This window comes from Maritalea sp. YIW29 (assembly GCF_057219265.1).
The window spans coordinates 1,199,589-1,223,323 of the sequence record NZ_JBXVVF010000002.1; the positions used below are offsets into that span (position 1 = coordinate 1,199,589).

A 23,735-nucleotide genomic window follows, 5' to 3' on the forward strand; every position below is an offset into this window, starting at 1 on the left:
TCTAGTCCTTGATTAGCGGGATCTCAATAATGAAATCCGCTCCGGTTTCATGGTCGATTGCGCGCAAGCTTCCGCGATGCTCTCGCACAATGGCGGCGGAAATGGCAAGCCCCAACCCCATGCCTTCGCCAGAAGGCTTGTTGGTATGAAACGGTTCCTGCAATTGCTCAATCGTTTGGCCGTTCAGCCCATGGCCGGTGTCCTGCACATTGATTTGTAGGTTCTCGTGGTCGGCAATTGCCGCAATTCTGAGTTCTTTTTTTGAGCTGTCTTTCATAGCTGCGAGTGCGTTGCGAATAAGGTTCACCAGCACCTGTTCAAGCCGTTGCCGATTGCCCTCAATGGAGGTCAAGTTCGGGGCAATGGAGAGGTCTACATTGATGTTTTGCGAAGTCAGATCGTGTTGGGTCAGTTCCAATGCCCCATCAATGATCTCCTTGACAGAAACCTGCTCAGTTCTCGCGTCGCCGGGAAGGGAGAAGAACTTCAGTTCCTTGGTGATGTTTTCCATTCGTTTTACCACACCAGTTAGGTGATCGATCAGCCCGCCGGGCTTGTGGCCATTGGCGATTTGCTCTGCAGCCAGGTAGTTTCGCATGGCGGAAATCGGTTGGCCAAGTTCGTGGGTAACGGACGCAGCGAGTTGCCCGAGCGCAGCAAGTTTGCTCGTGCGCGCGAGTTCGCTTTGAGTTTGCTCCAATCGAATTTCTGTCGCTTTGCGTTCTTCAATTTCTACCCTCAGCTTTTGCCGGTCCTCGTGGGACGCGCTGAGGGCGCGGCGCAGTTGATTGGATCGAATGGTGACGAAGGCAATGCCCATAATGGCGACAACAATGGTGGCCAAAATAATGACGAACCATGTGCGCTCAAAAATGCCCGATGTGGATTTGATGTACCATAGTGTCCAACCGCGTCGTTCAACATCTACGTTTGAATAGAGGTAGTTCGTGCCGTTCAATTGCACTTCGTTGTCGGTACCAAGTTGCCAATCAAGGGGGGAGAGTTCCTGTTTGCCAAATTGCTGCATGTTGTTAATTTCTAGCATCTGCGTTTCGCTCAAAAGCGACGTCGCTCGATATCGCCATTCGTCAGATGTCGCAAAAACGGTGATGCCCGATTTGTTGGTCACAAGGATGTCGTCGCCCGAAGCGGCCCAAGCGCCGGTGAGTTCGCTCAGCGCAACCTTCAGTGCCACGACGCCGATTGGCTCGCCCGCTTGGTCGCGAACTGTGTCGCTGACAAAGAAACCGGGCGTGAATGTCGTGGCACCGATGGCAAAAAACTCGCCGCGCCTGCCTGACATGGCGTCTTTGAAATAGGGCCTAAAGCCGTAGTTCTTACCTAGGAAATTGACTTCTTGAGCATAGTTAGAGGCTGCGATGGTCCACCCGTTTGGGTCCATCACATAGATCGCTTCGGCTTTGGAACGCTTGGCGAAATCTTCTAGTCTGGAATTTACATTTTCTAGACCGCCACCCGATAGGGCGCGAACAATTGCGGGGTCTTGCGCGACAATAAAAGGCAAATGTTCTAACCGTTCCAAGGCGCTGACGAGGGTTGAATGATAGAGTTTTGCTCGACCTTCGGCGCGTTCCAATTCAACTGTTTTGAAGACGGAAAGAGAGGCAAAAAATAGTGACAAAAACCCGATCAGGACGAGTGCGGCCAACCCAATCGCGTAGGTGATCAACTTAGCTGATTTTGTGAAAGCCTGGGTGTTCTGTGCCATTGCCTAAACAAGCGCCTCTGGTCAAAATTGTCAATTTTGGAAGTTTAGATGATCAAACTCGACAGGAGTTCGTTGTCGGTAATGTCCTGAAAACCGAAGTCACCTTCCACCAATTTTTCCTTCAATGCGTCAAAGTTCTTGGCGTCCTTGGTTTCAATGCCCATCAGCACGGTACCAAAGTTTCGGGCAGATTTTTTGAGGTACTCAAACCGCGCGATATCATCGTCTGGGCCCAGCATGTTCAAAAAGTCTTTTAGGGCCCCGGGGCGTTGGGGCATGCGCAGAATGAAATATTTCTTCAACCCTGAATATTTCAGCGCCTTTTCTTTGACTTCGGGCAGCCTTTCAAAGTCAAAATTGCCGCCCGATGTGACGCAGACGACGTTTTTGCCAGCAAGCATTTCGGCAGGTAGTGAGGAAAGTACGTCGATGGATAATGCGCCAGCAGGCTCGAGCACCATGCCCTCGATATTGAGCATTTCGATCATGGTAGCACACAACCGATTTTCGGGCACCAAGTGCACGATGTCCTCTGGCAAATGCTTCAACATTTCAAAGTTGAGTGCGCCCACTTGTGCCACGGCTGCGCCATCAACAAAATTGTCGATTTGGTCCAGTTTGATCCGCCGCTTGTCTTTTAGGCTAGACTTTAAACTTGGTGCACCTTCTGGCTCGACCAGCAAAATCTGTGTGTCTGGAGATGTTTCTGAAAGGTATTTCGAGACACCAGCGGCGAGCCCTCCACCGCCTACGGGCATGATGATAAGATCGATGTTTTCGCCGGAAAGTTGGGACGTGAGTTCGTGAGCAATTGTGGCTTGGCCTTCAACAATATCTGCATGGTCGAAGGGCGGCACCATGAGGGCGTTGTTTTGCGCCGCGAAGTCGAGAGCTGCGGTGTAGCATTGATCAAAAATATCGCCGACCAAAACGATTTCAACATTTGCGCCACCAAAAGCACGTGTCTTATCGATTTTTTGCTGAGGCGTTGTAACCGGCATGAATATGGTGCCGCGTGCACCAAAATGGGCGCAGCAATATGCAAATCCTTGCGCGTGATTTCCCGCAGAGGCGCAAACGAAATTTCTGCTCAACTCATCGTCGGCTCCGATTGCCTTTGAAATGAAGTTGTAGGCACCGCGCAACTTGTAGGATCGCACCGGGGTAAGGTCTTCACGTTTCAGGTGAATGTTGGCAGCAAATTTTTGCGACAGGTATGTGTTTTTTTGGCATGGGGTCGCGTGGATTATTTGCGCCATGTTGTTTTGTGCGGCAGCCACCTGCGTGGTGAATTTGGTCACTATTGCCTCTTTATGCCAGGAATATTGGTGAACGAATATTACCACTATACGCGAATTCTATGCATGACAAATTCCGTGGACTGCAATTGGTCGTACGACCAATTGTGCATCGACGCAGGGCTGGTATGACAAAATGCGCACTTGTCGAGTGGTCATGGTCACGCGATGCTTAATACGCGAGGGCAATGGGGTGACATGTAATGGATAACGAGCAAGACAATCGCGGCACGGACCAGATTGAGTTTACCGATCAGGAGTTCTTTGATCATGAATTGCGCGATCAAATTCAGGAAGAAATCCACGCACGATTAATTCCGCCTTTGCAAGCCGCGTTGCGGGCGAGGCGGATTGTGTTTTTGGTTGGTCGCCGGTCCGACCAGATGGATTATGCAGGTAATCAGCTGCGTGATTGGTGCGCGAAAACGCTTGGGTTCTCGCCAGACCTTGGATGGCGTCAATATACATTTTCCTCAGGCGGATACAAAGTTACTTGGGAAGCACATACTGAGTTTGTGACGCTGACATGGTATGGGCCAATTGAAGATCAAGTTGCACGGCCAAAGGGCATTGGCCTTGAGGTTCTAAAGCAATTCCCCATTATTGTGGCGACCCGAATTGACGTTGTTGAGCGCAAAGAAATCTCTCCCGCGGCATTGCTTGGTTTTGAACCAAAAAGCCTTTGCCTAACGCGGGTTGGTGCTGGAAATGCGCAGATTGGAACAGACTTTCAGGCAGATGTTCACGGCTTTACCAGGTTTGAAATTGCGGTCGACGGGCTGAGTTCCATTAAGACTGGGATTTTGGTGCGGCGGCTGTTGGAAGTTGATACCTACCGGACAATGGCGCTGCTGGGCTTGCCAGACGCGCGCATGCAATCGCGAATTATCGAGGCGCTTGAAACGGAACTATCTGCGCTGAATGAGGAAATTGGCGCGGTTTCGACAATTGAAGATAATAAACATATTTTGAGCAGTCTTCATTCTTTGTCGGTAAGGGCGGGGCAGAGTTTGGATGCAACAGCCTATAGATTTGCCGCGAGCAGCGCTTATGGCAACGTGTTGCAAATTCGGCTTGATCGCATTGAAGAAGAGCAGAGCGAAAAACACACAACGATCACTCGCTATCTCTCGAACCGTGTTGACCCGGCATTGGCCACCTGTCGGGCAATTGAAAAACGCCAACGCTCGCTGAACAACAAAATAGCGCGGTCAATTCAATTGTTGGATGCGCGGATCAATGTGGATATTCAATCGCAAAGCCGAGAGGTTTTGACTTCCATTTCGCAAACGGCGAAAAGCCAATATCGGTTGCAATCGACCGTTGAAGGCCTGTCGACAATTGCTATTTCCTACTATGCGCTCGGGATTTTGGGATATGTATTGAGTGGCGTTTCTGAATATTTGCCACTGTCAAAATCAATGACGCTGGCCCTACTTGCGCCATTGGTTTTGATAGCGAGTTGGTCGGCGATCCGAGCGATTAAAAATAGACATAGTGCAGACTAGTCGATTTGATGTGAGTCTGCCGCTGCCAAAACGGCATCCCAAGCGAGTTCAGATGCGACGGTGCCCAATGCAAAGGGCGGTAGACCAGGGTCGCTGATTTGTTCCGTGCTGACCGCAAAGAAAACATCACCGTCAAACTCTGTATGAAATGGTTGTATGGCGCGGGACATGGAACTATGCACCTGTTTTGCAACTTGCTGCAATGCGGTGCGGGAAAGTTTTTGGTTGGTGACCATCAGGGTCAACGTGGTGTTGCCTTTTCCTGCTTGTTCGATACCATTCACAAATTCATTCAGGTGGATGCGTTTGCCCGATTTTGGATCGAAGTTGCCGCGCACAACGCTGCCGGACCGATCGATGATTGCGCCAAATGGGTTGAGTATGGTGGCGATGAAGATCTTGGTTTTGCCAAGCTTTCTGAACGCAGCGCCTTGTCCTGTTAATTCGCCTTCATATCCAACTTCGGTGAGGCATTTACCGGCGCTTGCCGAATAGCCTGCACCGACGCGTCCCATCGAAAACTGACCTGCTTGCGCAGCGTTTAGGGCAGCACGGCCGAGTGCTTTATCTGGATAGACGGCGTTGTCGCGATAGCGGTAGTCATAAATGATGGCACCAGCGGCAAGGGCGATATCTTGCCATTCGGTGGAGTATTGAGCGCGTTTGTGTAGCTCGGCGCCAACCCCCAAAATAGCTTCTTGTCCATATGCCGATCCGCCCGCAAAACAGATCGCATCAACTTCTGGATAGTGGGTGCCAATGGCCCCAATTGCACCGCCCCTGCAATCGGTTACCATCATGCTTCTTTCAGCGAACTCAAATACCGTGCAGCCAGTTTTCGCGTCGACATAGTCTGCAGTGCCGATTTTGATTTCACCAAAGTCGAATGCGAGCGTGGTGCTGCCGGCTCGGTTGGTTTTAATGGATAAGGTGCTTAGGTCGTTGGTTATGGTCATATTATTCTTGAAGCCATTTTTTTATTTCGCTGATGAGATGGTGATGCCCATTGATGCTTTTGGGGACATCGCTTTTTGCTTCTAACACATGACCAAGCCCTGGAAGAGTACACATCGTCGTGCCGATCTCCGCGTATTTCTGCACCTGCTGTTCGTCGTAATATTTGTCTTCCGTGCCAATGGCGACGAAGGATTGCTTGGCCAATTGGATGATGGACTGGTCGACATTTGGTGTCGCGAGGGACGGGGTGAGCCATGCAAAGTGTGCCGTCGGGAACTGATTTTGTTGCACAAGATTGGCCATGATGATTGTGCCAAGGGATTTACCGACAAACACGGTGTCATTGTGGTTTGAAATCTCATTGAGCGCAGCTGCTATGGTGTTGGCGTCGGCGGCAAGGATTTCCATGATTTCAGAGAATTCCAAATCTCTAAAGCCATCCAACTTGTCATATTTGTAGTTCACTTGCGCCGATCGATAGCCGAGGTCTAAGAACAGTTTTTCTGCAAAATATAGGATTGGGTTTGAATTACGATATCCCAAGCCGGGCAAAAGCACGACGAGCTTATCGCTGTCGTTGTTTTCTTCGCTCAATCCAATATTGAACTGATGGTTTCGCCGTCCATTGACCGAAATGTGCATAGGTGAATCTCTTTCCACTACGTCAAATTCTAGTTGAGGGCAGAGCTTAAGAAAAGCGTTGAGTTTTAGCGGATTGTGAATTGGTCGGTGTCACTGGGTGACTTGTTGGCGAAGACATTTGCGGTTTTGGTTTTTGCATTCATTTGTTTGGCGTCAAAGCGAGGCAGTTGGGTCCTAGCGTGCGTGGTTTTCTCCCACGAAAAAGGCGTTGTGGCCAATTGTATGGCGGCGCGCAATGTGGCGAAACTGGTGAGCAGCCAATAGAACGGCAATATGGCCTGCCAGCCAAACAGATGGAGTTGGCGGGTGTGCCAAAGGCCCAAAAATGCGGTGCACATGGCGCTAAGATACCCTGTGATCAGAACCAATACATGCATGTTGAGTTCGAAATATTGAGTGAGGTGGATGCCTTTGTGAATAACCAGATCGTACATGAACTGGGCGACGAACAGGCCGTGCAGGGGCGCAGAAAAAATCAACCCGCCAACATAGATGTAAAAGATAAGTGCGTTGCGCCAGCCCAATTGAGCGACCATGGGCTTGTAATCTTGGCTGTGGACCAAAAGGGTTTGCATCCACCCTTTCATCCATCTGGTGCGTTGCTTGATCCATGGCCAAAGGCTGATTGGGGCTTCTTCGCGCGTATAGCTTGGCAAAACGGCGGACTTAAGTTTCCAACGTGAAAGTCGGATGCCTAAATCTGCGTCTTCGGTAACATTGAAACTGTCCCATGCACCTATATTTTTGAGTGTCTCTGTTCGGAAATGGTTGGACGTGCCGCCAAGGGGCATTGGCATGTCGAAATAGGCAAGAGCGGGCATGATCAGACCAAACTGGGCGGCATACTCGGTGGCAAAGAGCGCGGTGAGGGCATTTTCGCTTGCATTGTCGATCACCAACTCGGCTTGAAGACATTCAAGCTGTGCGTTTTTTGCAAAAACCGTTGCAGCAATACGGAGTTGGTTTGGCTCAGGTATGTCTTCAGCGTCAAAAATGACCACATGTTCGCCCCGCACGAACGGCAATGCGAAATTGACGGCCTTGGGCTTTGTTCTGGGTTCGCTGTCGGGCACCGGGATGAGATCAAAATGAATATCGTCCGCTAGTGCCTTTACTGCAGCGATTGTATCATTTGAAGTTGCTTCGACGACGAATTTTACGTCGAGCTTTTCCTTGGGATAGTGGAACTTGTTAATTGCATTGACGAGTTGTTCGACAAGAACAGCTTCATCTCTTAGTGGAATGATGACGCTATAGGTTGGCAATTGATCATCAGCGATCAATGTTTGTTTTGGAATGCGGGGGACCGTTCTACCGTTAAAGGCACAACTCAGGCGAAATACTGCAGGCACCAAAAACAGGATGGCTAGGAAAAATGTAGTGAAGGCCGAGAACCATCCCCAGGGGAAAAATACGCTAATGGCCACGCTGAGGACAACAGCGAGAAAACTAAACCTGATCCATTTAGGTAGGCCCAAATGGGCGCTGGCAAACGGCCATACCTTAGCTAAGCGGGTAATTGCACTGTCGTAAATGGTTTGATTTTGCAGTTGAATGAGCGTGCTTTGAAGCAATTTGGGAGAGACGACGCACAATCTTTCACGTAGCTCAGGCTTATAGCTTATGCTTTTTGCGAGCTCGACAAATCGCCAGAAATCAGGTGCCACAAAAAGCACGTCGCGGTCTAACAATTGGCCGCGCAGACTGCGGACATTTTTGAGTTGATCCACACGACCAACTGGTTTTTTTGAACAGGATTGGGTTTGGATTTCTTCAGTGAATGCGAGGTTGAGCACGTTTGCAGCGCGACGGTAAATTTCTTGCTCGGAAAGGGAAAATTCAACGGCACAATAGCGAAATGGTTCAACGTCAGCCTTTGCCGCTTGCCGCAAGACAAACAAGGCCGCCCAATCGCTTTGAAAATACTCCTTAAAAACACGCCGCAAAAGAGCTGCGCCCAACGGCTCATTAAGGTGCTCGTTCAATTCTTGCACAAAACTAGATCACTAAAAAATTGCATTAATAAATTTATGAAAGATAATGTGACCAAGTTTAATCGACGAGTCAAAGACCGAAGTTTGAATATGATGAAATTGAGATATCCGTTTGGTCTGACATCGTTGAGTGTTTTTCTGGTGATTGTTTTCGGCGCGCTCGCGAACGGGCAGAGCCTGCCTCGTCATGTCGACCCGTCGGCATTTGATGATGTGCTTGATCTCTCGCTGGTGCCTTCAATCCGATTTCTCACCACGTCTGACTTTCCTCCATTCAATTATCGTGGGAGCACTGGCGATGTAGTGGGCTTCAATGTGGAATTGGCAGAAGCGATTTGCACTGAAATTGGGGCCGAATGTACTTTGCAGAGTTGGCCATGGGATCAAGTCAGCAACGCTTTGGATGACGGGCTGGGCGATGCAATTATTGCTGGGTTGGGCGTGAACGAAGAAAATGCGGCGCGGTTCGAGTTTTCAAAGACCTATATGGCATTGCCGGGCCGGTTTGTGGTTAGGGCAGGTGATATGAATGCGCGCGGATTTGATCCGCACAAAATGGATAAAGCAATTGGGGTGCAACGGGGATCAGCGCATCATGCGTTTTTGAAGAAGCACTTTGCCAACAAGGTTGTTTTGCCATTTGAAGGCGAACTTGATGTGTTGGACGGCTTAAGCATCGGCACAATTGATATTGCCTTTGTTGATGGCATGCGCGCATCCTTTTGGCTCAACCAAAACCAATGTTGTTCCTTTGTTGGTGGTCCCTATTTCAGTGTTGAGGACTTTGGGGCGGGGCTTGCCATTGCAGTAAATCCAACAGCAAGCAATGTTAGGCGGGCAATTGATATTGGGCTAACGCGCCTATCCAATTCCGGCAAGTTGGATGAACTTTACCTCAAATGGTTCCCGGTGGGCTTTTACTAGTCCGTTTGGGTTTTCGCTGGGGATGGTTTTTTAACAAGTGTCTTTTTGCTGCGAAACGGGAATAGAATGGACCAGACAAATTCTTGTGGACCATCTTCTTGGTGTTCCTTCAGCCCGATGACCATGTTGTCATGCCCCAACGCGGGCTGATCAATATAGGTGCCGAACAAACGGTCCCAGACGCTTAAAGCAAAGCCATAATTTGAATTGGTTTCGCCGACTTCAATTGAATGGTGCACCCGATGCATATCTGGGGTGACAAGGACCGGGCGGATAATACGGTCTAGCCAGAGTGGGAGCTTTAGGTTCGCGTGGTTAAACAGGGCCGTGCCATTCACCACCCCTTCAAAAATGACCACCAAGACGGCTGGCGCACCGATGATGATGATCGCGGCGGCCTTTAAGAAAATAGAGAAGACGATCTCAAGCGGATGAAACCGAACGGCGCTGGACGCATCAAGATCATGATCTGAGTGGTGCACGCGATGCAGACGCCACAGCACTGGAATTTTGTGGGTTGCCCAATGTTGTGCCCAGATTACGAAATCTAGGATGACAAACGCCAAGAGCCATTCAAGCCAGATTGGCCAATCAACCCAGTTGAATAGGCCGATGCCCCACTGTTTTGCGTAAAGTGCTGCGATAAGCGCTGTCACAGGGGCAGCAATTGTGGTCAGAACAGCCATGACGACGGCGATTGTCACATAGCTTGAAAGCAAAATGCCGAAATTGGTCGCCCAACGCCGAATGCGGGTATGGCGACGTTTGCGCCGAGGCAAAACCGCTTCTAAAATCAACATTGTCACCAAGATGAAAACGAAGCTGCCGAAACGCCAAGCCCCTTCGTTGAACCCTAATTCTTCCATTTGTGCACTTCCTCATCTGAAGTCCACCTATAGCATTGAACACCTGTTGTGCCACTCACCTTGGGTGCAACACTTTGTGAGCACTTAGGCGAGGACACATGATTGTTTGTGGGTGTTCCTTTGTGATTAAGCGGTTTCGGCTTTGTATACTTCGAAATCAATGCTGTCCGTTGAAAAGGCACGCATGGTGTGACCAATGCCGAAGACAATGATGAGTTGAAAATAGACGCTTAGGAATAGCGGTTCGAACATGTCCAATTGGTATTGGTTGACCAGTTCCATGGCGGTCAAAAATATACTCATGCCAATGCTCGAGAGGAGATAAATTTGCACGATGGTGCGAATACGTCTCATTTGGTCAGGGTGAGACTGGTGTGGATCTAGTTTTTTGCCGTTGATGGACGCAAAAATGGCCAGCGCAAAGCCAATATTGACCGCACTCATGAGAGTTATCGTGAAATATTGGTTCCATTTCCAAGGGGCGTCGTTGTGGCTTAAGGCATAGAAGGCCAACCAACTGACAAACAGCAAAATGGCTAATGTCACAAGGGTGGGTGAAGCGAAGTTGAACAGCTTACGCGGTGCCAATTCGGCTGTTCTTTTTTTGTTGTTGGCGGCGGCGCGCACATGTTTGTACCAATTATAGGTGGAGAGCTCAGAATAAAAATAGGGCGTCATTTGTAGTGCTGCGTACATCAACACGAAGATTAGATGTTCGTTCTCTTTTATCTGATGCGGTGCATAGCCGGTTATTGGCATAGCGACTAAAATGGTGATGCCGAAAAGACCGATAGCGAAACTGGCAAACCTATACCGATTTAGAACCTTGCGCAGCACGGCTTCTGGGTTTGCGTAATAGTCATTTTCATAGAGTTTAGGGTATTGCGCGGGTGGGTGCGTATTTAGGACATGGGTGCTTCGTTTTTGCACTTTGTGTGGGTAGTAAAACGAGATCAAGATGACCTGCCCTAAAAGAACGATGTAGAATAAAATGTCTAACCACATATCAGTCTCCGCTGCGTTTGTTTATGTTGGTTTGATTGTCCATGCTTGCTTTGAAAGCGATGCGAATTTCAGAATCTGTGACGCCGGCAGCGCGCAATGTTTTCACCGCTTCTGCCAGAATTTCGTTTGCCCAGGGGCTTAGGTCTGCAGAGCTGTTTGATTTTGCGTCTGGGTGCACAAATGTGCCGCGATAGCCTTTTGTGACGATGACATTGTCGCGCTCGAGTAATTTATAGGCCTTAGCGACAGTCTTGTTGTTTACATCCAAATCGTTGGCCAATTGCCGGATTGAGGGCAATGGATCGCCTGGATTTAGAGCATCTTTCATCACCGCTTGCTTGATTTCAGAAATCAATTGGGCAAATAGCGGTTCTGGTTTTTCGATATCAATAGCAACTTTCATATGCTGTATATGTGTTATATGTACCCTTATGTCAAGTGGTACATATAAATCACTGTGAGGAATTCTGTTTTGTGTGTGATTGCCAATTCGTTAGTCAGTTTGTGGTGAAACGGGGATGTACGATTTGTGCGCCTACCGCTCGCTATCAGAAACAGCCAGTTTCACTTAAGGAGAAAACATGTCTGAGCCTATATATGCCATTGGCGACATACATGGGCAGCTTGAAGAGTTGCACAGAGTATTAGAGCGAATTGAAATGGATGGCGGCCGAGACGCGCGGATTATTTTCCTTGGGGACTATGTTGATCGGGGGCCAAACAGCAAACAAGTCGTTCAGTTGCTGGTCGATGGCGTTGAAGGCGGCAAGAACTGGAAATGTATCTTGGGTAATCACGATCGGATGTTTTCTATGTTCTTAGAGGATTATCCCCGCAACGATTCCCAGCTTTTGGTGGGGTACCATTGGCTGCATGAACGGATTGGCGGTGTTGAAACCTTGGCGTCTTACGGGGTTGAATTTGGTGAAAGAGAGCGAATTTACAAAGTGCATGAGGCTGCAAAGTCACTTGCTCCATCGGCGCATATTAAGTTCATCGATGCCCTACCTCACCACCATATTGAGGACGGTCTTTTGTTTGTGCATGCGGGCATTCGGCCTGGTGTACCAATTGAACAACAAGACAAAGAAGATTTGATTTGGATCCGCGAAGGATTTTTGGATGATCAGCGGCCTCATCCGTGGCTGGTTGTGCATGGTCACACTACCGTTCCTGCGGCAACGCACTATGGTAACCGGGTGAACTTAGATAGTGGTGCTGGATACGGCCATCCCTTGTCGGCAGCAGTATTTGAAGACCAACAATGTTGGCTGCTCACTGACGAGGGGCGGCAATTGTTAGCGCCCCAAGTTTAGCACTGCCAAAAGCTTCATCGCGCGGCATTACATTTAAGTGAAATGCCGCAATTATTGAGGTGTCGGATTAAACAGTGCGGTGACGTGCTTGTGCGGCAAGTTCGATGGCGGCGGATGTCAGTTTGTTGATTTTCAGGCGACCACGCAAAAGTTCCAAAATGCGGATTTCTTCTGGGCGAATGTCTAGATCTGCAGCGGCGATCTCTACGGCAACTGCATAGGCCGTGTCGCTCAATTTGGCAGGAATTGTATCAGCGATAATGTCCAACACGTTGTTCATGCCATTGTCGTCGTCCAAGATATCTGCGCATTGGCCGCAGACAAATGTCAGCGCGTCTTCAGAAAACTCTTTGAAGATTGGCAAGTTGCGCACTACGGAACCGATGCGGCCCAATTCTTCATCTGACATGCGACGGTCGGCTGCTGACACAACAACCATAATGTAAATTAGCGCTTCTTGAGGCGTAAGTGACATGAGAGCCCTCATTTGGTTCGAAATTTCAGGCCAAAAACTAGGGGTGTTCATGCCCAATTACAAGGCGCTGGCTAAACTATTTGAATTAGCCGCTTTACCTTAGAGCATTGACGATGTGGTTTAGGTATGCGAAATCGCCTCACGCGCTGGTTTAAACTCATTTGAACGTCGGCGCGATTTGATCATCCAATTCGTTTTCCAACCAAAGGGCAGCCAAATGGCAAACACCCCAACAATCTTTGACGCAGAGTTTTTCACAAACGCCGCAAATGCGCGCGCATGGCCTTTTGAAGAAGCGAAGAAGATTGTCAAACGGTTGGAGAAATCGCCCAAGGACGAGGTGCTGTTTCAAACCGGATATGGCCCATCTGGTTTGCCGCATATCGGCACGTTCGGCGAAGTTGCCCGCACATCGATGGTGCGCATGGCGTTTCGTTTGCTGACGGAAGACAAAATTCCAACAAAAATCATCTGCTTTTCGGATGATATGGACGGGTTCCGCAAAGTGCCAACGAATGTGCCAAATCGCGAGCATTTGGAGCAATATATCGGCATGCCGTTGACCAAAGTGCCAGATCCGTTTTCTGACGAATATCCAAGTTTTGCGCACCACAATAATGCACGGCTGCAGGCGTTTTTGGACGACTTTGGCTTTGAATATGAATTTGTGAGTTCGACCGATTATTATACATCTGGCGTTTTAGACAAAGCGCTCCTGCGCATGCTCGAAGTTTATGATGACGTCATGAAAGTCATCTTGCCAACATTGGGTGAAGAGCGCCAAAAGACATATTCGCCATTCCTGCCGATTTGTCCGCGGACCGGCAAAGTGTTGCAAGTGCCTATGATCGCGCGTGATGTTGAAGCGGGCACCGTGACTTACATTGATCCAGAAATGGGTGACGAAGTAACGGTGCCGGTGACGGGTGGCGCAGTTAAATGCCAATGGAAAGCCGACTGGGCGTTGCGTTGGTATGCGCTGGGCATCGACTATGAAATGTCAGGTAAAGACCTGATCGACAGTGTTCGTTTGTCATCTCGCATTGTGCGCGCTTTGGGTGGTACGCCACCTGAGAGCTTGAGCTATGAATTGTTCTTGGATGAAACCGGACAAAAAATTTCCAAGTCTAAGGGCAATGGTTTGTCCATGGAAGATTGGCTGACCTACGCTTCGCCGGAAAGCTTGGCTCTGTTCATGTTCCAAAAGCCAAAGACAGCGAAGAAGCTTTACTTTGACGTGATCCCCAAAGCGGTTGACGAGTTCTATGCGTTTTCTCGCGCGGCGGAAAAACAAACTGCAGCTGAATTGCTGGAAAACCCAGCGACCCATATTCGTGGTGAACTTCCGCCCGCTTATGATTTGCCGATCAGTTTTGCACTTTTGTTGAATTTGGTTTCTGCAGCCAATGCTGAGGACAGTGCGGTATTGTGGGGCTTTATTTCTCGGTATGCACCAGACGCGACGCCTCAAACGCATCCTGAATTGGATCGATTGGTTGGATATGCCATCCGTTATTTCGCGGACTTTGTGAAGCCAACTAAGAAGTTCCGGGCGGCCACCGAACAAGAGGCCGCAGCAATGGTTGAGCTTGCTACCCTGTTGGATGATGTTGAAGATGGAACCGATGCGGATGCAATCCAGACCTTGGTGTTTTCTGTTGGCAAAAAGTACGAATTTGATCCGTTGCGGAACTGGTTTAAAGCGCTTTATCAAGTGCTGTTGGGGCAGGACCAAGGTCCTCGATTTGGCTCTTTTATCGCCCTTTATGGCGTTGAAGAAACCAAGCAGCTGATCAAGGACGCGTTGAGCGGCAAGTTCGTTTAATAACATCGTCGTGTTGGAGAACTAACCTGCACCCCAATTGGGTGCAGGCGTGTCGATGCGTCTAGATCTAATTCAGTTTGCAGTTGTTCGCTTCGCAAAATTTTGGGTGATATTCCTTCAAAATAGGAAGAGCAAATTCCTCTCTATCCCACTTTGTTGAGAACTGGAAAGCGTTCAAACCATCATCGTTTAAAAATGCAGGATCAGCTCCGTTCTTTAGCAATGCGTGTACGACACGTTCGTTGCGTTGATAAATTGCGCCGTGTAGCGAAGGATCGCCGACTTTATCCGGCGCAATCAAATCAACGTTGTGCGCAATTAGGGCAAGGGCATTTTCTGTGCGATGATTAAGGATGGCAGTTTGCAAGGGCGTCATTACCCATTCGCCGCTGGTGAATTCGGTTTCAGCGCCGTTAGCGATCAATAAGTCAATCATCTTTGCACTGTTTCCGCCCGATTGCGCGGCGAGTGAAAGTGGACGTTCAGCATCTCGCATGGAGGCAGGTTGATTGACATCAGCACCAGCTTCAATCAGCAGTTTCGCTATGGGCGCGTTACCCTTCAGTACCGCAAGCGACAGTGCTGTAAACGCACCTTTTTTTGTGTAGTTCGGGTCAGCACCCTGTTCTAGTTCGCTTGCAACCAAATTTTGATCCCCCTCTTGAATGGCCGCCATCAAGGTTTCGGTGGCAAAAGCGGGTGGTGTGATTAAGCCGAGCAACAAGAAGAAGCGAATTGGCAGGCGAATGGATGGAATTTTGAACATAGACTGATTTCCCAAAACTGTTTTAATATCGCGCCCAACAATGCGCGGTTCCGTGCGTGTTTCAATTCAGGATGCACGAGTGACCAATCAAAATTCGGAAACAACCAATGGCTATAAACGACGTTTTTAAAGGCTATGATTTTGTCGATCCTCGGCGAACGTTAAGTCTGTGTCTTCTTGCAATTGCCATTTCAGTGACTGGCCCATTTGGGACCTACTATTTGTCGTTCCCAGTTCGTGCTTCCTATTGGACCGGTTGGTTGATCGCGATTTGGCTACCGACAATGCTCACTTTTTTATTCGCGCACAGAGCGGTTGGCTTTTTGAGTTCACATCCTGCGTTGAAGAGCTTGATTGTATTTTTGCTCTCTATCCCACTGGCCGCGATTTGCGCTGTAACATTGGCAAGCTTCTACTTCGCCGATTTTCCGCTGACCGTTCAAAACTTGTTCACTGAGGCGTCCGTTTTGTGGCCAGTGACGCTAGGGATCGTTGTGCTTTTGCATTTCACACATGACTTTGGGGAGATAACTGCAAATACAAGTATGAAGGCGGACGCGTTTTTCGCTCGGTTGCCGCAATATCTAGGGCAAAATATTGTTACAGTTTCGAGCGCTGACCATTATGTGCAGGTGCGCACAGAACGAGGAGAAGCGCTTATCTTGCTCAGTCTAAAACGAGCAGAGGAGGAGCTGAAGCATTATGACGGGATGCGCATTCATCGAGGCCACTGGGTTGCCATCGACGCGGTGGTGCAAAAGGTTTGGCGAGATACGCGACTGTTTTTGCGCCTAAAAGATGGTAGAGAATTGCCCGTTGGGCGGTCCTATCGGGCGCAGGTTCTCAAGCAAATTTAATGCCTATTGGCTGGCCCAGAGAATGCGGGCAATCCAATCCAAGTCTGTGGTTGCGAGACTTCTAGGCGGATGATCGGGGTTCAGCGAGTGCAGTTCCACATTGTTCGCGGTTTGACGGTGCAAAATTTTAGCCATCACTTCGCCGTCCAATGTGCGCACGACCACCCGATCGCCGCGACGGATCTGTTCGTCCGGGGAGACGATGATGACGTCACCATCTCGATAAAGCGGCAACATGCTATCGCCGCTCACTTCCAACGCATATGTGCTAGAATTCGGCCCAACTGGAATGCTGACTTCGTCCCAGCCCTGACCAGCGGGAAATCCACCACTATCGAAAAATCCACCAGCACCCGCCTGAGCAAACCCCAACAGTGGCACGGCCGCTTTGTGCGAATTTGTTTGTTCGTAAACACCGCCGCCGGACAGGAATTGGTCCATGCTTTCATCAACAGACGCCAATGTTTTTGCAATGCTCTCGGTGGAAGGCCACCGCTCTCGCCCGTCTTTTGAGATGCGTTTTGAGGGGTTGAAGGCTGTTGGGTCAAGCCCAGCCAGCCTGGCAAGTCCGGACACAGAAAGACCGCGGCGTTGTGCCAATGTATCGATGGCGGACCAAATTGCGCGGTGGGTAATCATATAAGTTCCAAATCATGCACAGGAATAGTTTCTGACCTAAAGGACAAAAATCCTATCCCTTTGTTAACTTTCATTAACTCGGATGTAAAGCAACAATGCTCAAATTCTCGGCTTTTCCTTGCACATTTGAGCAAATGGCCCTAAGTCCGAAGCAAATAATTCGTTAAAATTGTGGTGATCATGAAGATTTACAAAGTTTGTTCAGCAACGCATTGGCAAACGGCCAAAGCGAATGGCATTTTCACTGGTGTTTCGATTGATATCAGTGACGGATATATTCATTTTTCCACTGCTGATCAGCTCGCCAAAACGCTGAGTTTGCATTTTGCAGGGCAAACTGACCTCTTACTTTTAAGCGTTGAAACAGACAAAATTGGCACCGAAGTCAAGTGGGAGCCATCCCGTGGTGGCGTGCTGTTTCCGCACCTTTATGCGGATTTGCCGCTTGATGCAGTTGTTGGTGAACATGAGTTAAAGTTGGACACAGCTGGTGCCTTTATTTTGCCTGAGGGGTTATAAAATGGTGTTTTCCAAAATCTCTCGACTGCTCAGCAAACCGATGGTTCAAAATTTGAGCCGCGAAGCATTGCTTAAACTTGATCCAGAAACGGCCCATGGCCTAACGATCAATGCGATAAAACTGGGGGCGGTTTCGCCACAAGAATTGGCGGATCCTGGATTTTTTCGAACAGAAATTGCGGGTTTAACGCTGAAAAACCCAATTGGTATGGCAGCAGGTTTTGACAAAAACGCAGAAGTGCCAAACCAGCTTTGTGATATTGGTTTTGGGTTTGCTGAAGTGGGCACCATTACGCCACGGCCTCAAGACGGGAACCCAAAACCGCGATTATTTCGGGTGCCTGAAAAACAGGGCGTGATCAACCGCATGGGGTTCAATAATGAAGGGCATTTGGCCGCCTATGAGCGCCTGACGAGTGAGAAACAAGCTGGCACCACAATTGGCGTCAATGTGGGTGCCAACAAAGACAGTTCCGACTTTGTTGCGGACTATGTTGAGGGCGTGCGCCGGTTCGCGCCGGTGGCCGACTATCTTACGGTCAATATCTCGTCGCCAAATACACCCGGTCTGCGTGATCTGCAGTCCGGAGAAGCTTTGAAGCGATTGCTGGGTGAAGCGTTACACGCGCGGGCGCAAGCATCCATTCGCGTACCAGTGTTTTTGAAACTGGCGCCGGACTTGGATGAAAGCCAAATGGATGAAGTTGTTGAGGTGATCAAAACAGTCGATCTTGACGGGTTGATCATTTCCAACACCACTTTGGGTCGGGCGCAAATTGCGGGTTCTGAGCATGAAAATGAAGCAGGGGGCTTGAGCGGCAAACCGCTGTTCAATTTCTCAACGCAACGATTGGCGCAAATGCGGATGCGTGTTGGCAATGATATGCCGATTATAGGCGTTGGCGGTGTTCACAATGCGCAATCGGCGATCGCCAAATTTTCAGCAGGTGCAAACGCAATTCAACTCTATAGTGCGCTGGTGTTTGGCGGCATGGAAATGCTGCGGGACATCAAAGACGGTATGGCGCAAATGATCCGCCGCGACCGTTTGAAAAGCGTTGCGGATTTAACATCGACGGATGTTGAAGGCTGGGCAAACGGCACGCTGAACATTTGAGATCATACCTCTCGAATATAAAATAAAAGGCCGCCCTGTTTAACGACAAGGCGGCCTTTTTGATGATTAACGCTTGCGCTTTAAGTTAGTGGCGCAATTTGAATTTCTACACGACGGTTGGCTGCTTTGCCCGCTTCAGTTGAGTTGGAAGCGATTGGTTGGCTTTCGCCATAACCGGTCACATAAACCCGCCTTGGATCAACGCCGACGCCTGAAACATAGTTGGCCACAGAAAGTGCTCTGCGGTTAGACAGTTCCATATTGTACTGGTCAGAACCTGAAGAATCCGTGTGGCCGTAAATGTCCACCAGCGTTTTCGGATAGCGCTGCAACACTGTTGCAACCGAAGTGAGAACTTTGTGGAACTGTGGCTGCACCTGATCTTGGTTGACAGCAAAGGTAATGTTGGACGGCATGTTCAGGACGATATTGTCGCCTTGTCGGGTGACTGTGACGCCTGAATCTGCAAGGCCCGCACGAAGCTCTTCTTCTTGCTTGTCCATATAAATGCCAACGCCAGCGCCGGTGAGGGCACCAAGGCCCGCGCCAATTAGCGCCGCGCTACGTGCATCTTTGTTGGCAACGCCTGCATAAACAAGGCCCGCAAGCGCCCCAGCCGCCGCGCCAGCTGCGCCGCCTTTTACCGAGTTACGCAGGTTGCCGCTGTCATTGTTGAGCCAAGTGGGGCTACATCCACTCAGCACCAACGCGGTCATTGCCGCGATCATAATTGGTTTTTTCATTATACGTCCCTTTGCCGCCGAAATATGGGGCAATGATACATGACTTTGCGGCCAGAAAAAGATCAATAATTCGCCCGGAAGCTTAATATTTTCATATCCTTGGGCATAATGGGCAAACACAGTTGCGGTTTTGCTTGACAAGATTTGCTCGCCCGCATTATATCGCGCACGAACAGTTCAATCGATGTAACGATTTGCTAGTTCAAGTTTGGTTCACACGATCCAAAACACCCTGTGGCGGGGTAGCTCAGCTGGTTAGAGCAGCGGAATCATAATCCGCGTGTCGGGGGTTCAAGTCCCTCTCCCGCTACCAAAAATCCTTATACATTGTAGTATGTTAGGCGAGAGTAGCTCGACGCGTGTTTGCGTGTGGATTGGCTTGGGTCGCATTTGGGATTTTTTTGATGTTTATCACATCCACCGAAATCTCATTTGCTTTTCCAACCAAATTGCGCTTTGTCATTCATCAACGTGGTTCTTGCGTCGTCGACCAACTTGGATGTTTCTAGTTCCAGTTGCTCGGGTGTAGGGAGTGGAAGGCTCATCCTCTTACACATTTCCTCAAATGGCGCACGAAGATCACTGTCCAGATTTCTTATGTCGTCATTCAGTTTTTTAAATTCAAATAGTAGCTGCCAACACCCTTCATCGCTCATATAAATTGGAACTTCTTCGCGAAAAAAGTGGTGCGCGAAATAGTTGCGCTGCCGTTTTGCTTCATCAAGACGATCTGATAACGAAGTAAACTCTGCGATATCGATGATGTTCTTTACAAGGTTCCCAAATGTCAGTTTCGTCGCACGTTCGTACCCGGTATCGTGTGTGGTTTCCCATTGTTTTTTGTTGCGTATTTTGCCTGCACTGAATCGTACACCAACATGATGATACGTAAGTGAATTTATCATTGAGTGCTCTATCAAAGAATACCCAAAGAATAGCAATCCAAAATGTGCGTAGAGTTCCTTTTGGAGAATAATGTCTTTAGCGCGCAGCTCAGGAAAAGCGTCAAGCAACTCTATTTTTTGATTTTCGTCCAACACTCTACACTATCTCACAAACAGCGAACTGTGATGCGTTTCGATTGCTATGAGAATGCTTCAAGCATGTCTTTTTCAATTTCTTTGACTTCCTTTGTCATGCATTGTCGAAAGAGTTTATCGAGCTCGTTCGAGTTAAGTAAGTCAAGCTGCGTTACTCTTCGTGGAGGTAACAGTATTCTGATTTGCGCTCTTTTTTGCTCGTCATCAAACTGGTCAAAATTTGGAAAGTAATTAGAGTTCCTGAAATTGTATTTTGCCTCGTGGAATGACTTGTTGAATGACTTAATTCGCTTTATTTCCTCATCATCCAACAATTTGCTTACTTGGTTTTTGACGAACGCGTCCAACTGCATCAATTGCCTTTTATTTTCAGATTGGGAGAAAAAGAAAACCCACCCAATTTTCTTTTCTAGATACAGACAACCCGAAATTCTTAAGTTCAATCGCCAAATCAACGGAGCTTTGTTTGTCTTGTATTTCATTGACGTGAATATCTTCATTAGATTTGAGAACATCTTTTTGTACGATGAAGCCCGAACCTCGATTTCGTTACCTCGAAAATGGTATCCTAGATAGTCAATCCCGTTTTCTAGCTTGATTAAGGTACTTTTGCTGCTTTCTCCCACCTTGTGACAAAATACCTTTCGCTTCTGTTTTATTAGTTTTGGAAGTTCTACAGATAGAGATTTTGCCCTGCTTTTTTCGCTTATGATGAGGATGTCATCGACAAATCTAGAATACTCGATGGTATTGTCTTCCATCATCTGTTTGTCGATGTCTTCTAAATACAGCTTTGCCAAAATGTTCGAGATGCTTAGTCCTTGTGGGATACCCAACGTATTTTGCGTGGCGTCACTTTTCCTCACGCCTGTCGGTGTCTTGATTGCATTTTCAACTAAATGGAGAAGTGCTTTGTGCCGTATCTTGCGGCGTAAAATGCGCATCAGAATTTTATGATCTATTGAGGGATAGTAATTCTGGATGTCTAGTCGCAAATAACAATAGCTGGATGGTGCGCTGGACGACGTTTTGTGAATGCGCTTGACGAATTCGTGTGGGGGCCTTGATACATGTTCAGGGTAAATCTTTGCGAGCACTTCTGATAGGAATTTAAGTACTAGCTTGTCTCTTACAGTGGGAACTGAAATCTGCCTAGGGAAGCTATCGGCACCCTTTGAAATTAGTTTCTCTTTGTATGACGTGAAATCGAAAGTAATGTTTTGAATTTTGCGCAAAGCAGTTTCAATTTCACTATCAAGCATAGTCTGAAACTGCGAGGTGGTAACACCGTCGCGGCCGACGCCACTGCGTTCATGTACATATTCCTCATACAGTTTTTGAAATGTGGGTTTAGTTAAATAGGACTGAAACCAATTCGCTGCTGACCTTTCATTTTTCTTCACTGAAATTCTACCAAATCCAAAACAGCGACCCGATGCTGCCTATCAGTATCAGTAGCGGAACCGACCACAACAAGAGAGAATTGAATAGATACCGGGCAAGCATAGGGAACGTCCATTTTAATGACTTCCCATGTGAGTCCGTAATTCCAGCTTTGCTGAAAAGCGTACGATCAAGAATTAGCTTCTCGTAATCTAAGCTAGAATGATTTGGATAGGCTGATAGAATTTCATGGTATTCTTTTTGAAGTTCATCCGCGCCAGCGCCGCTGTCACGAATACGATCTAGGCGCAGGTAGCATTCTCTTTGTAGGACAGCGCTCTGACCGAACCTGAACCCGAATACTATTACGGAGAAAACAAGAACAAGAATAGACAGAATTATTGTGTATTTTGTGACTGGAACGTTGGCTGGAAGTTGGTCCGCGAACACTGAAATTCCAACGACGATTGTTGATAGCAGCGTAAGCGAGATGTGGGTGACAGTATCAATCTGTCTAAGCCGCTTTTCGGCTGTAATACGTGATTTTGCTGTAATCCATACTCTGTCTTTTATTTCTTTAAGTGCTTCTTGATTTTCCAACTTTACCCCCAAAAAAGTGTGTGAGCGCAAAAGTTCAAGAGCATTAATTCCTCCGAAGAAGATAGCGGTACAGATTGTAATCGCTCAGGCAAAATGCCTGTGTCTATAAGTATAACCCAAACATGAGCTGATGGCGATGTCGCCATCCCGCTCACACACATTGATAGACTGCACAATCTAACGTAATATGTCGATAGTCATTTCTGCTTTGCATTGGTTGTTTTGCAATTCAAGGACTCCTGTGCCTCTTTCTCGCCATCAGATCCATTCACCCATTGCCAAGGTGTGCGTGGCTTATGTGCAGCCAGCGCTGGATAGTTCTTTTTGTCGCGTGCTGCTGTGCGTAGCTTTTCACGCGCTTCGCGTGGATCGATTTTCAGTTCTTCGCAGATTTGCTTGAGTGTGATGATTTCAGTCATGATCGTCTCCATGTTTTGACGATCAATTGATAAGACAGCCCATCTCGCCTTGTCAGGGACAAACTCCATTTGGATCGCTGGGAAAATAAGGCCTCAGGTTGTGCAATTGTTGCCTTTCAATCTCCATTTATCGTCGCAGGCCAATGGCAAATCCCAACCCAATCGCTATGTCGGCCAGCCCTGCACTTTATCCACTGTCATAAAACATTCACGCGTTCGTCAAGAATCTGCAACTCGGCGCGAATAGTTTCCGCCCCTGAACAAAGGGGGCATTATGCTGCGCATTACCAACGTCACGAAGAAGTTCCGTAACAAATCGGCTGTCGACAATGTCAGTTTCGAAATCAAGGAACCGGCTTTTATCGGCATCATCGGAAGGTCAGGTGCGGGCAAGTCGACATTGTTGCGCACGATCAACAGGCTTACTGATGTAACAGATGGCGAAATTCATTTTGACGGCAAGTGCGTTTCTAATTTGAAGCGAGCTGAGCGACGTCGCTGGCAATCTGAATGCGCGATGATCTTTCAGCAATTCAATCTGGTGCCGCGTATGGACGTTGTTTCAAACGTCCTGCACGGCACGTTGAATGAACGCTCGACTTTGGCGTCGGTTTTCAACCTTTATCCAACTCAAGATATTCATCGGGCCGTCGAGCTTTTGGATCGGTTGGGCATTGCTGAGCATGCGCCAAAACGTGCCGACGCACTTTCTGGCGGCCAGCAACAGCGCGTCGCCATTGCGCGGGCCTTAATGCAAGACCCTAAGATCATTTTGGCGGATGAACCAATTGCCAGCCTTGACCCCATGAATGCGCAAATTGTGATGGATGCTTTGCGTCGCATACATGAGGAAGATGGCCGCCTGGTTGTTGCCAACCTGCACACGCTCGACACTGCCCGTCGCTATTGCGATCGGGTTATCGGTATGCGTGATGGTGCTGTTGTTTTTGACGGCCCGCCATCGGAGCTGACGACTTACGCCGCACGCGAAATTTACGGTGCAGGCGAAGACTTTTCTGAGGAAGCAACCTCAACACAAATCGATGCGCTTGATCGCAGCGAAGAACTGGTCGCGGCAATTGCCTGACCAAAGACATGGAGCGTGGAGTCTGC

General features: G+C 48.5%; 24 protein-coding genes and 1 tRNA gene. 9 read left to right on the forward strand and 16 right to left on the reverse strand.

Annotation, left to right across the window (positions count from 1 at the left end):
- Position 1: 1 nt before the first annotated feature.
- Both AC2D8L_RS15210 and ilvA read right to left on the reverse strand, forming a co-directional pair.
- On the reverse strand, positions 2-1,729 hold the full coding sequence (locus AC2D8L_RS15210; RefSeq protein ID WP_484686326.1) for an ATP-binding protein: 1,728 nt from the start codon (positions 1,727-1,729) through the stop codon (positions 2-4).
- A gap of 44 nt (positions 1,730-1,773) precedes the next feature.
- The gene (gene ilvA, locus AC2D8L_RS15215) at positions 1,774-3,030 is read right to left on the reverse strand and encodes a threonine ammonia-lyase IlvA (protein WP_484686327.1); all 1,257 of its coding nucleotides are present in this window, start codon (positions 3,028-3,030) and stop codon (positions 1,774-1,776) included.
- 200 nt (positions 3,031-3,230) lie between these two features.
- On the opposite strand from ilvA, the gene AC2D8L_RS15220 reads away from it, so the two are divergent.
- Positions 3,231-4,535, forward strand: a complete 1,305-nt coding sequence (locus AC2D8L_RS15220; RefSeq protein ID WP_484686328.1) for a DUF3422 family protein — start codon at positions 3,231-3,233, stop codon at positions 4,533-4,535.
- On the opposite strand, the gene AC2D8L_RS15225 is transcribed toward AC2D8L_RS15220, so the two are convergent.
- The 3 genes from AC2D8L_RS15225 to AC2D8L_RS15235 all read right to left on the reverse strand — a co-directional run bounded on the left by AC2D8L_RS15225 (position 4,532) and on the right by AC2D8L_RS15235 (position 8,128).
- A complete protein-coding gene (locus AC2D8L_RS15225) occupies positions 4,532-5,491 on the reverse strand; it encodes a P1 family peptidase (RefSeq protein ID WP_484686329.1) in 960 nt (319 codons plus the stop codon). The two genes, AC2D8L_RS15220 and AC2D8L_RS15225, sit on opposite strands and share 4 nt — an antisense overlap.
- A 1-nt stretch (position 5,492) precedes the next feature.
- A complete protein-coding gene (locus tag AC2D8L_RS15230) occupies positions 5,493-6,134 on the reverse strand; it encodes a hypothetical protein (RefSeq protein ID WP_484686330.1) in 642 nt (213 codons plus the stop codon).
- A gap of 65 nt (positions 6,135-6,199) precedes the next feature.
- The gene (locus AC2D8L_RS15235; protein ID WP_484686331.1) at positions 6,200-8,128 is read right to left on the reverse strand and encodes a glycosyltransferase; all 1,929 of its coding nucleotides are present in this window, start codon (positions 8,126-8,128) and stop codon (positions 6,200-6,202) included.
- Between the two features lie 93 nt (positions 8,129-8,221).
- On the opposite strand from AC2D8L_RS15235, the gene AC2D8L_RS15240 reads away from it, so the two are divergent.
- Positions 8,222-9,052: a transporter substrate-binding domain-containing protein gene (locus AC2D8L_RS15240; RefSeq protein ID WP_484686332.1), complete on the forward strand. Its 831-nt coding sequence runs from the start codon at positions 8,222-8,224 to the stop codon at positions 9,050-9,052.
- Here the strand turns inward: AC2D8L_RS15240 and AC2D8L_RS15245 are convergent.
- The 3 genes from AC2D8L_RS15245 to AC2D8L_RS15255 form a co-directional block, all read right to left on the reverse strand.
- Complete coding sequence (locus tag AC2D8L_RS15245; protein ID WP_484686333.1) at positions 9,049-9,918, reverse strand: sterol desaturase family protein; 870 nt, start codon at positions 9,916-9,918, stop codon at positions 9,049-9,051. The genes AC2D8L_RS15240 and AC2D8L_RS15245 overlap by 4 nt on opposite strands.
- A gap of 126 nt (positions 9,919-10,044) precedes the next feature.
- Entirely contained in the window at positions 10,045-10,923 is an 879-nt protein-coding gene (locus tag AC2D8L_RS15250; protein WP_484686334.1) for a hypothetical protein, read from the reverse strand.
- A gap of 1 nt (position 10,924) precedes the next feature.
- Positions 10,925-11,326: a GntR family transcriptional regulator gene (locus AC2D8L_RS15255; RefSeq protein WP_484686335.1), complete on the reverse strand. Its 402-nt coding sequence runs from the start codon at positions 11,324-11,326 to the stop codon at positions 10,925-10,927.
- A gap of 178 nt (positions 11,327-11,504) precedes the next feature.
- Between AC2D8L_RS15255 and AC2D8L_RS15260 the strand changes: the two genes are divergently transcribed.
- The gene (locus AC2D8L_RS15260) at positions 11,505-12,239 is read left to right on the forward strand and encodes a metallophosphoesterase family protein (RefSeq protein WP_484686336.1); all 735 of its coding nucleotides are present in this window, start codon (positions 11,505-11,507) and stop codon (positions 12,237-12,239) included.
- 67 nt (positions 12,240-12,306) lie between these two features.
- Here the strand turns inward: AC2D8L_RS15260 and AC2D8L_RS15265 are convergent, their stop codons facing one another.
- Positions 12,307-12,714, reverse strand: a complete 408-nt coding sequence (locus AC2D8L_RS15265; RefSeq protein ID WP_484686337.1) for a tellurite resistance TerB family protein — start codon at positions 12,712-12,714, stop codon at positions 12,307-12,309.
- Between the two features lie 217 nt (positions 12,715-12,931).
- Between AC2D8L_RS15265 and AC2D8L_RS15270 the strand changes: the two genes are divergently transcribed.
- Positions 12,932-14,539, forward strand: a complete 1,608-nt coding sequence (locus tag AC2D8L_RS15270; RefSeq protein WP_484686338.1) for a lysine--tRNA ligase — start codon at positions 12,932-12,934, stop codon at positions 14,537-14,539.
- A gap of 67 nt (positions 14,540-14,606) precedes the next feature.
- Here AC2D8L_RS15270 and AC2D8L_RS15275 read toward each other — a convergent pair whose 3' ends face one another.
- Positions 14,607-15,305 (reverse strand): ankyrin repeat domain-containing protein, encoded by a 699-nt coding sequence (locus tag AC2D8L_RS15275; protein WP_484686339.1) that lies wholly within the window; start codon positions 15,303-15,305, stop codon positions 14,607-14,609.
- Positions 15,306-15,412: 107 nt separating this feature from the next.
- Between AC2D8L_RS15275 and AC2D8L_RS15280 the strand changes: the two genes are divergently transcribed.
- The gene (locus AC2D8L_RS15280) at positions 15,413-16,162 is read left to right on the forward strand and encodes a LytTR family DNA-binding domain-containing protein (protein ID WP_484686340.1); all 750 of its coding nucleotides are present in this window, start codon (positions 15,413-15,415) and stop codon (positions 16,160-16,162) included.
- A 3-nt stretch (positions 16,163-16,165) separates the two neighbouring features.
- Here AC2D8L_RS15280 and AC2D8L_RS15285 read toward each other — a convergent pair whose 3' ends face one another.
- Positions 16,166-16,801 (reverse strand): S24 family peptidase, encoded by a 636-nt coding sequence (locus AC2D8L_RS15285; protein ID WP_484686341.1) that lies wholly within the window; start codon positions 16,799-16,801, stop codon positions 16,166-16,168.
- 180 nt (positions 16,802-16,981) lie between these two features.
- Here AC2D8L_RS15285 and AC2D8L_RS15290 point away from each other — a divergent pair, with 180 nt between their 5' ends.
- Together AC2D8L_RS15290 and AC2D8L_RS15295 are read left to right on the forward strand one after the other, a co-directional pair.
- A complete protein-coding gene (locus AC2D8L_RS15290) occupies positions 16,982-17,320 on the forward strand; it encodes a DUF952 domain-containing protein (RefSeq protein WP_484686342.1) in 339 nt (112 codons plus the stop codon).
- 1 nt (position 17,321) lies between these two features.
- Entirely contained in the window at positions 17,322-18,437 is a 1,116-nt protein-coding gene (locus AC2D8L_RS15295) for a quinone-dependent dihydroorotate dehydrogenase (protein WP_484686343.1), read from the forward strand.
- Between the two features lie 80 nt (positions 18,438-18,517).
- Here the strand turns inward: AC2D8L_RS15295 and AC2D8L_RS15300 are convergent, their stop codons facing one another.
- Positions 18,518-19,180, reverse strand: a complete 663-nt coding sequence (locus tag AC2D8L_RS15300) for a YiaD family glycine zipper/OmpA-like lipoprotein (RefSeq protein ID WP_484686344.1) — start codon at positions 19,178-19,180, stop codon at positions 18,518-18,520.
- Between the two features lie 236 nt (positions 19,181-19,416).
- Between AC2D8L_RS15300 and AC2D8L_RS15305 the strand changes: the two genes are divergently transcribed.
- Positions 19,417-19,493: transfer RNA gene (locus AC2D8L_RS15305), tRNA-Met, on the forward strand.
- 115 nt (positions 19,494-19,608) lie between these two features.
- Here AC2D8L_RS15305 and AC2D8L_RS15310 read toward each other — a convergent pair.
- From AC2D8L_RS15310 to AC2D8L_RS15325, 4 genes are all read right to left on the reverse strand, one after another.
- A complete protein-coding gene (locus tag AC2D8L_RS15310) occupies positions 19,609-20,217 on the reverse strand; it encodes a hypothetical protein (protein WP_484686345.1) in 609 nt (202 codons plus the stop codon).
- Positions 20,218-20,264: 47 nt separating this feature from the next.
- Positions 20,265-21,623, reverse strand: coding sequence for a reverse transcriptase domain-containing protein (locus AC2D8L_RS15315; RefSeq protein WP_484686346.1), 1,359 nt, complete (start codon positions 21,621-21,623; stop codon positions 20,265-20,267).
- Positions 21,624-21,630: 7 nt separating this feature from the next.
- Positions 21,631-22,203, reverse strand: a complete 573-nt coding sequence (locus tag AC2D8L_RS15320) for an SLATT domain-containing protein (protein WP_484686347.1) — start codon at positions 22,201-22,203, stop codon at positions 21,631-21,633.
- Positions 22,204-22,400: 197 nt separating this feature from the next.
- Positions 22,401-22,622 carry a hypothetical protein gene (locus AC2D8L_RS15325; RefSeq protein ID WP_484686348.1) on the reverse strand — a complete coding sequence of 74 codons (222 nt, stop codon included), beginning with the start codon at positions 22,620-22,622 and terminating at the stop codon, positions 22,401-22,403.
- A gap of 274 nt (positions 22,623-22,896) precedes the next feature.
- Here AC2D8L_RS15325 and phnC point away from each other — a divergent pair, with 274 nt between their 5' ends.
- Positions 22,897-23,709 (forward strand): phosphonate ABC transporter ATP-binding protein, encoded by an 813-nt coding sequence (phnC, locus tag AC2D8L_RS15330; RefSeq protein ID WP_484686349.1) that lies wholly within the window; start codon positions 22,897-22,899, stop codon positions 23,707-23,709.
- Positions 23,710-23,735 lie beyond the last annotated feature (26 nt).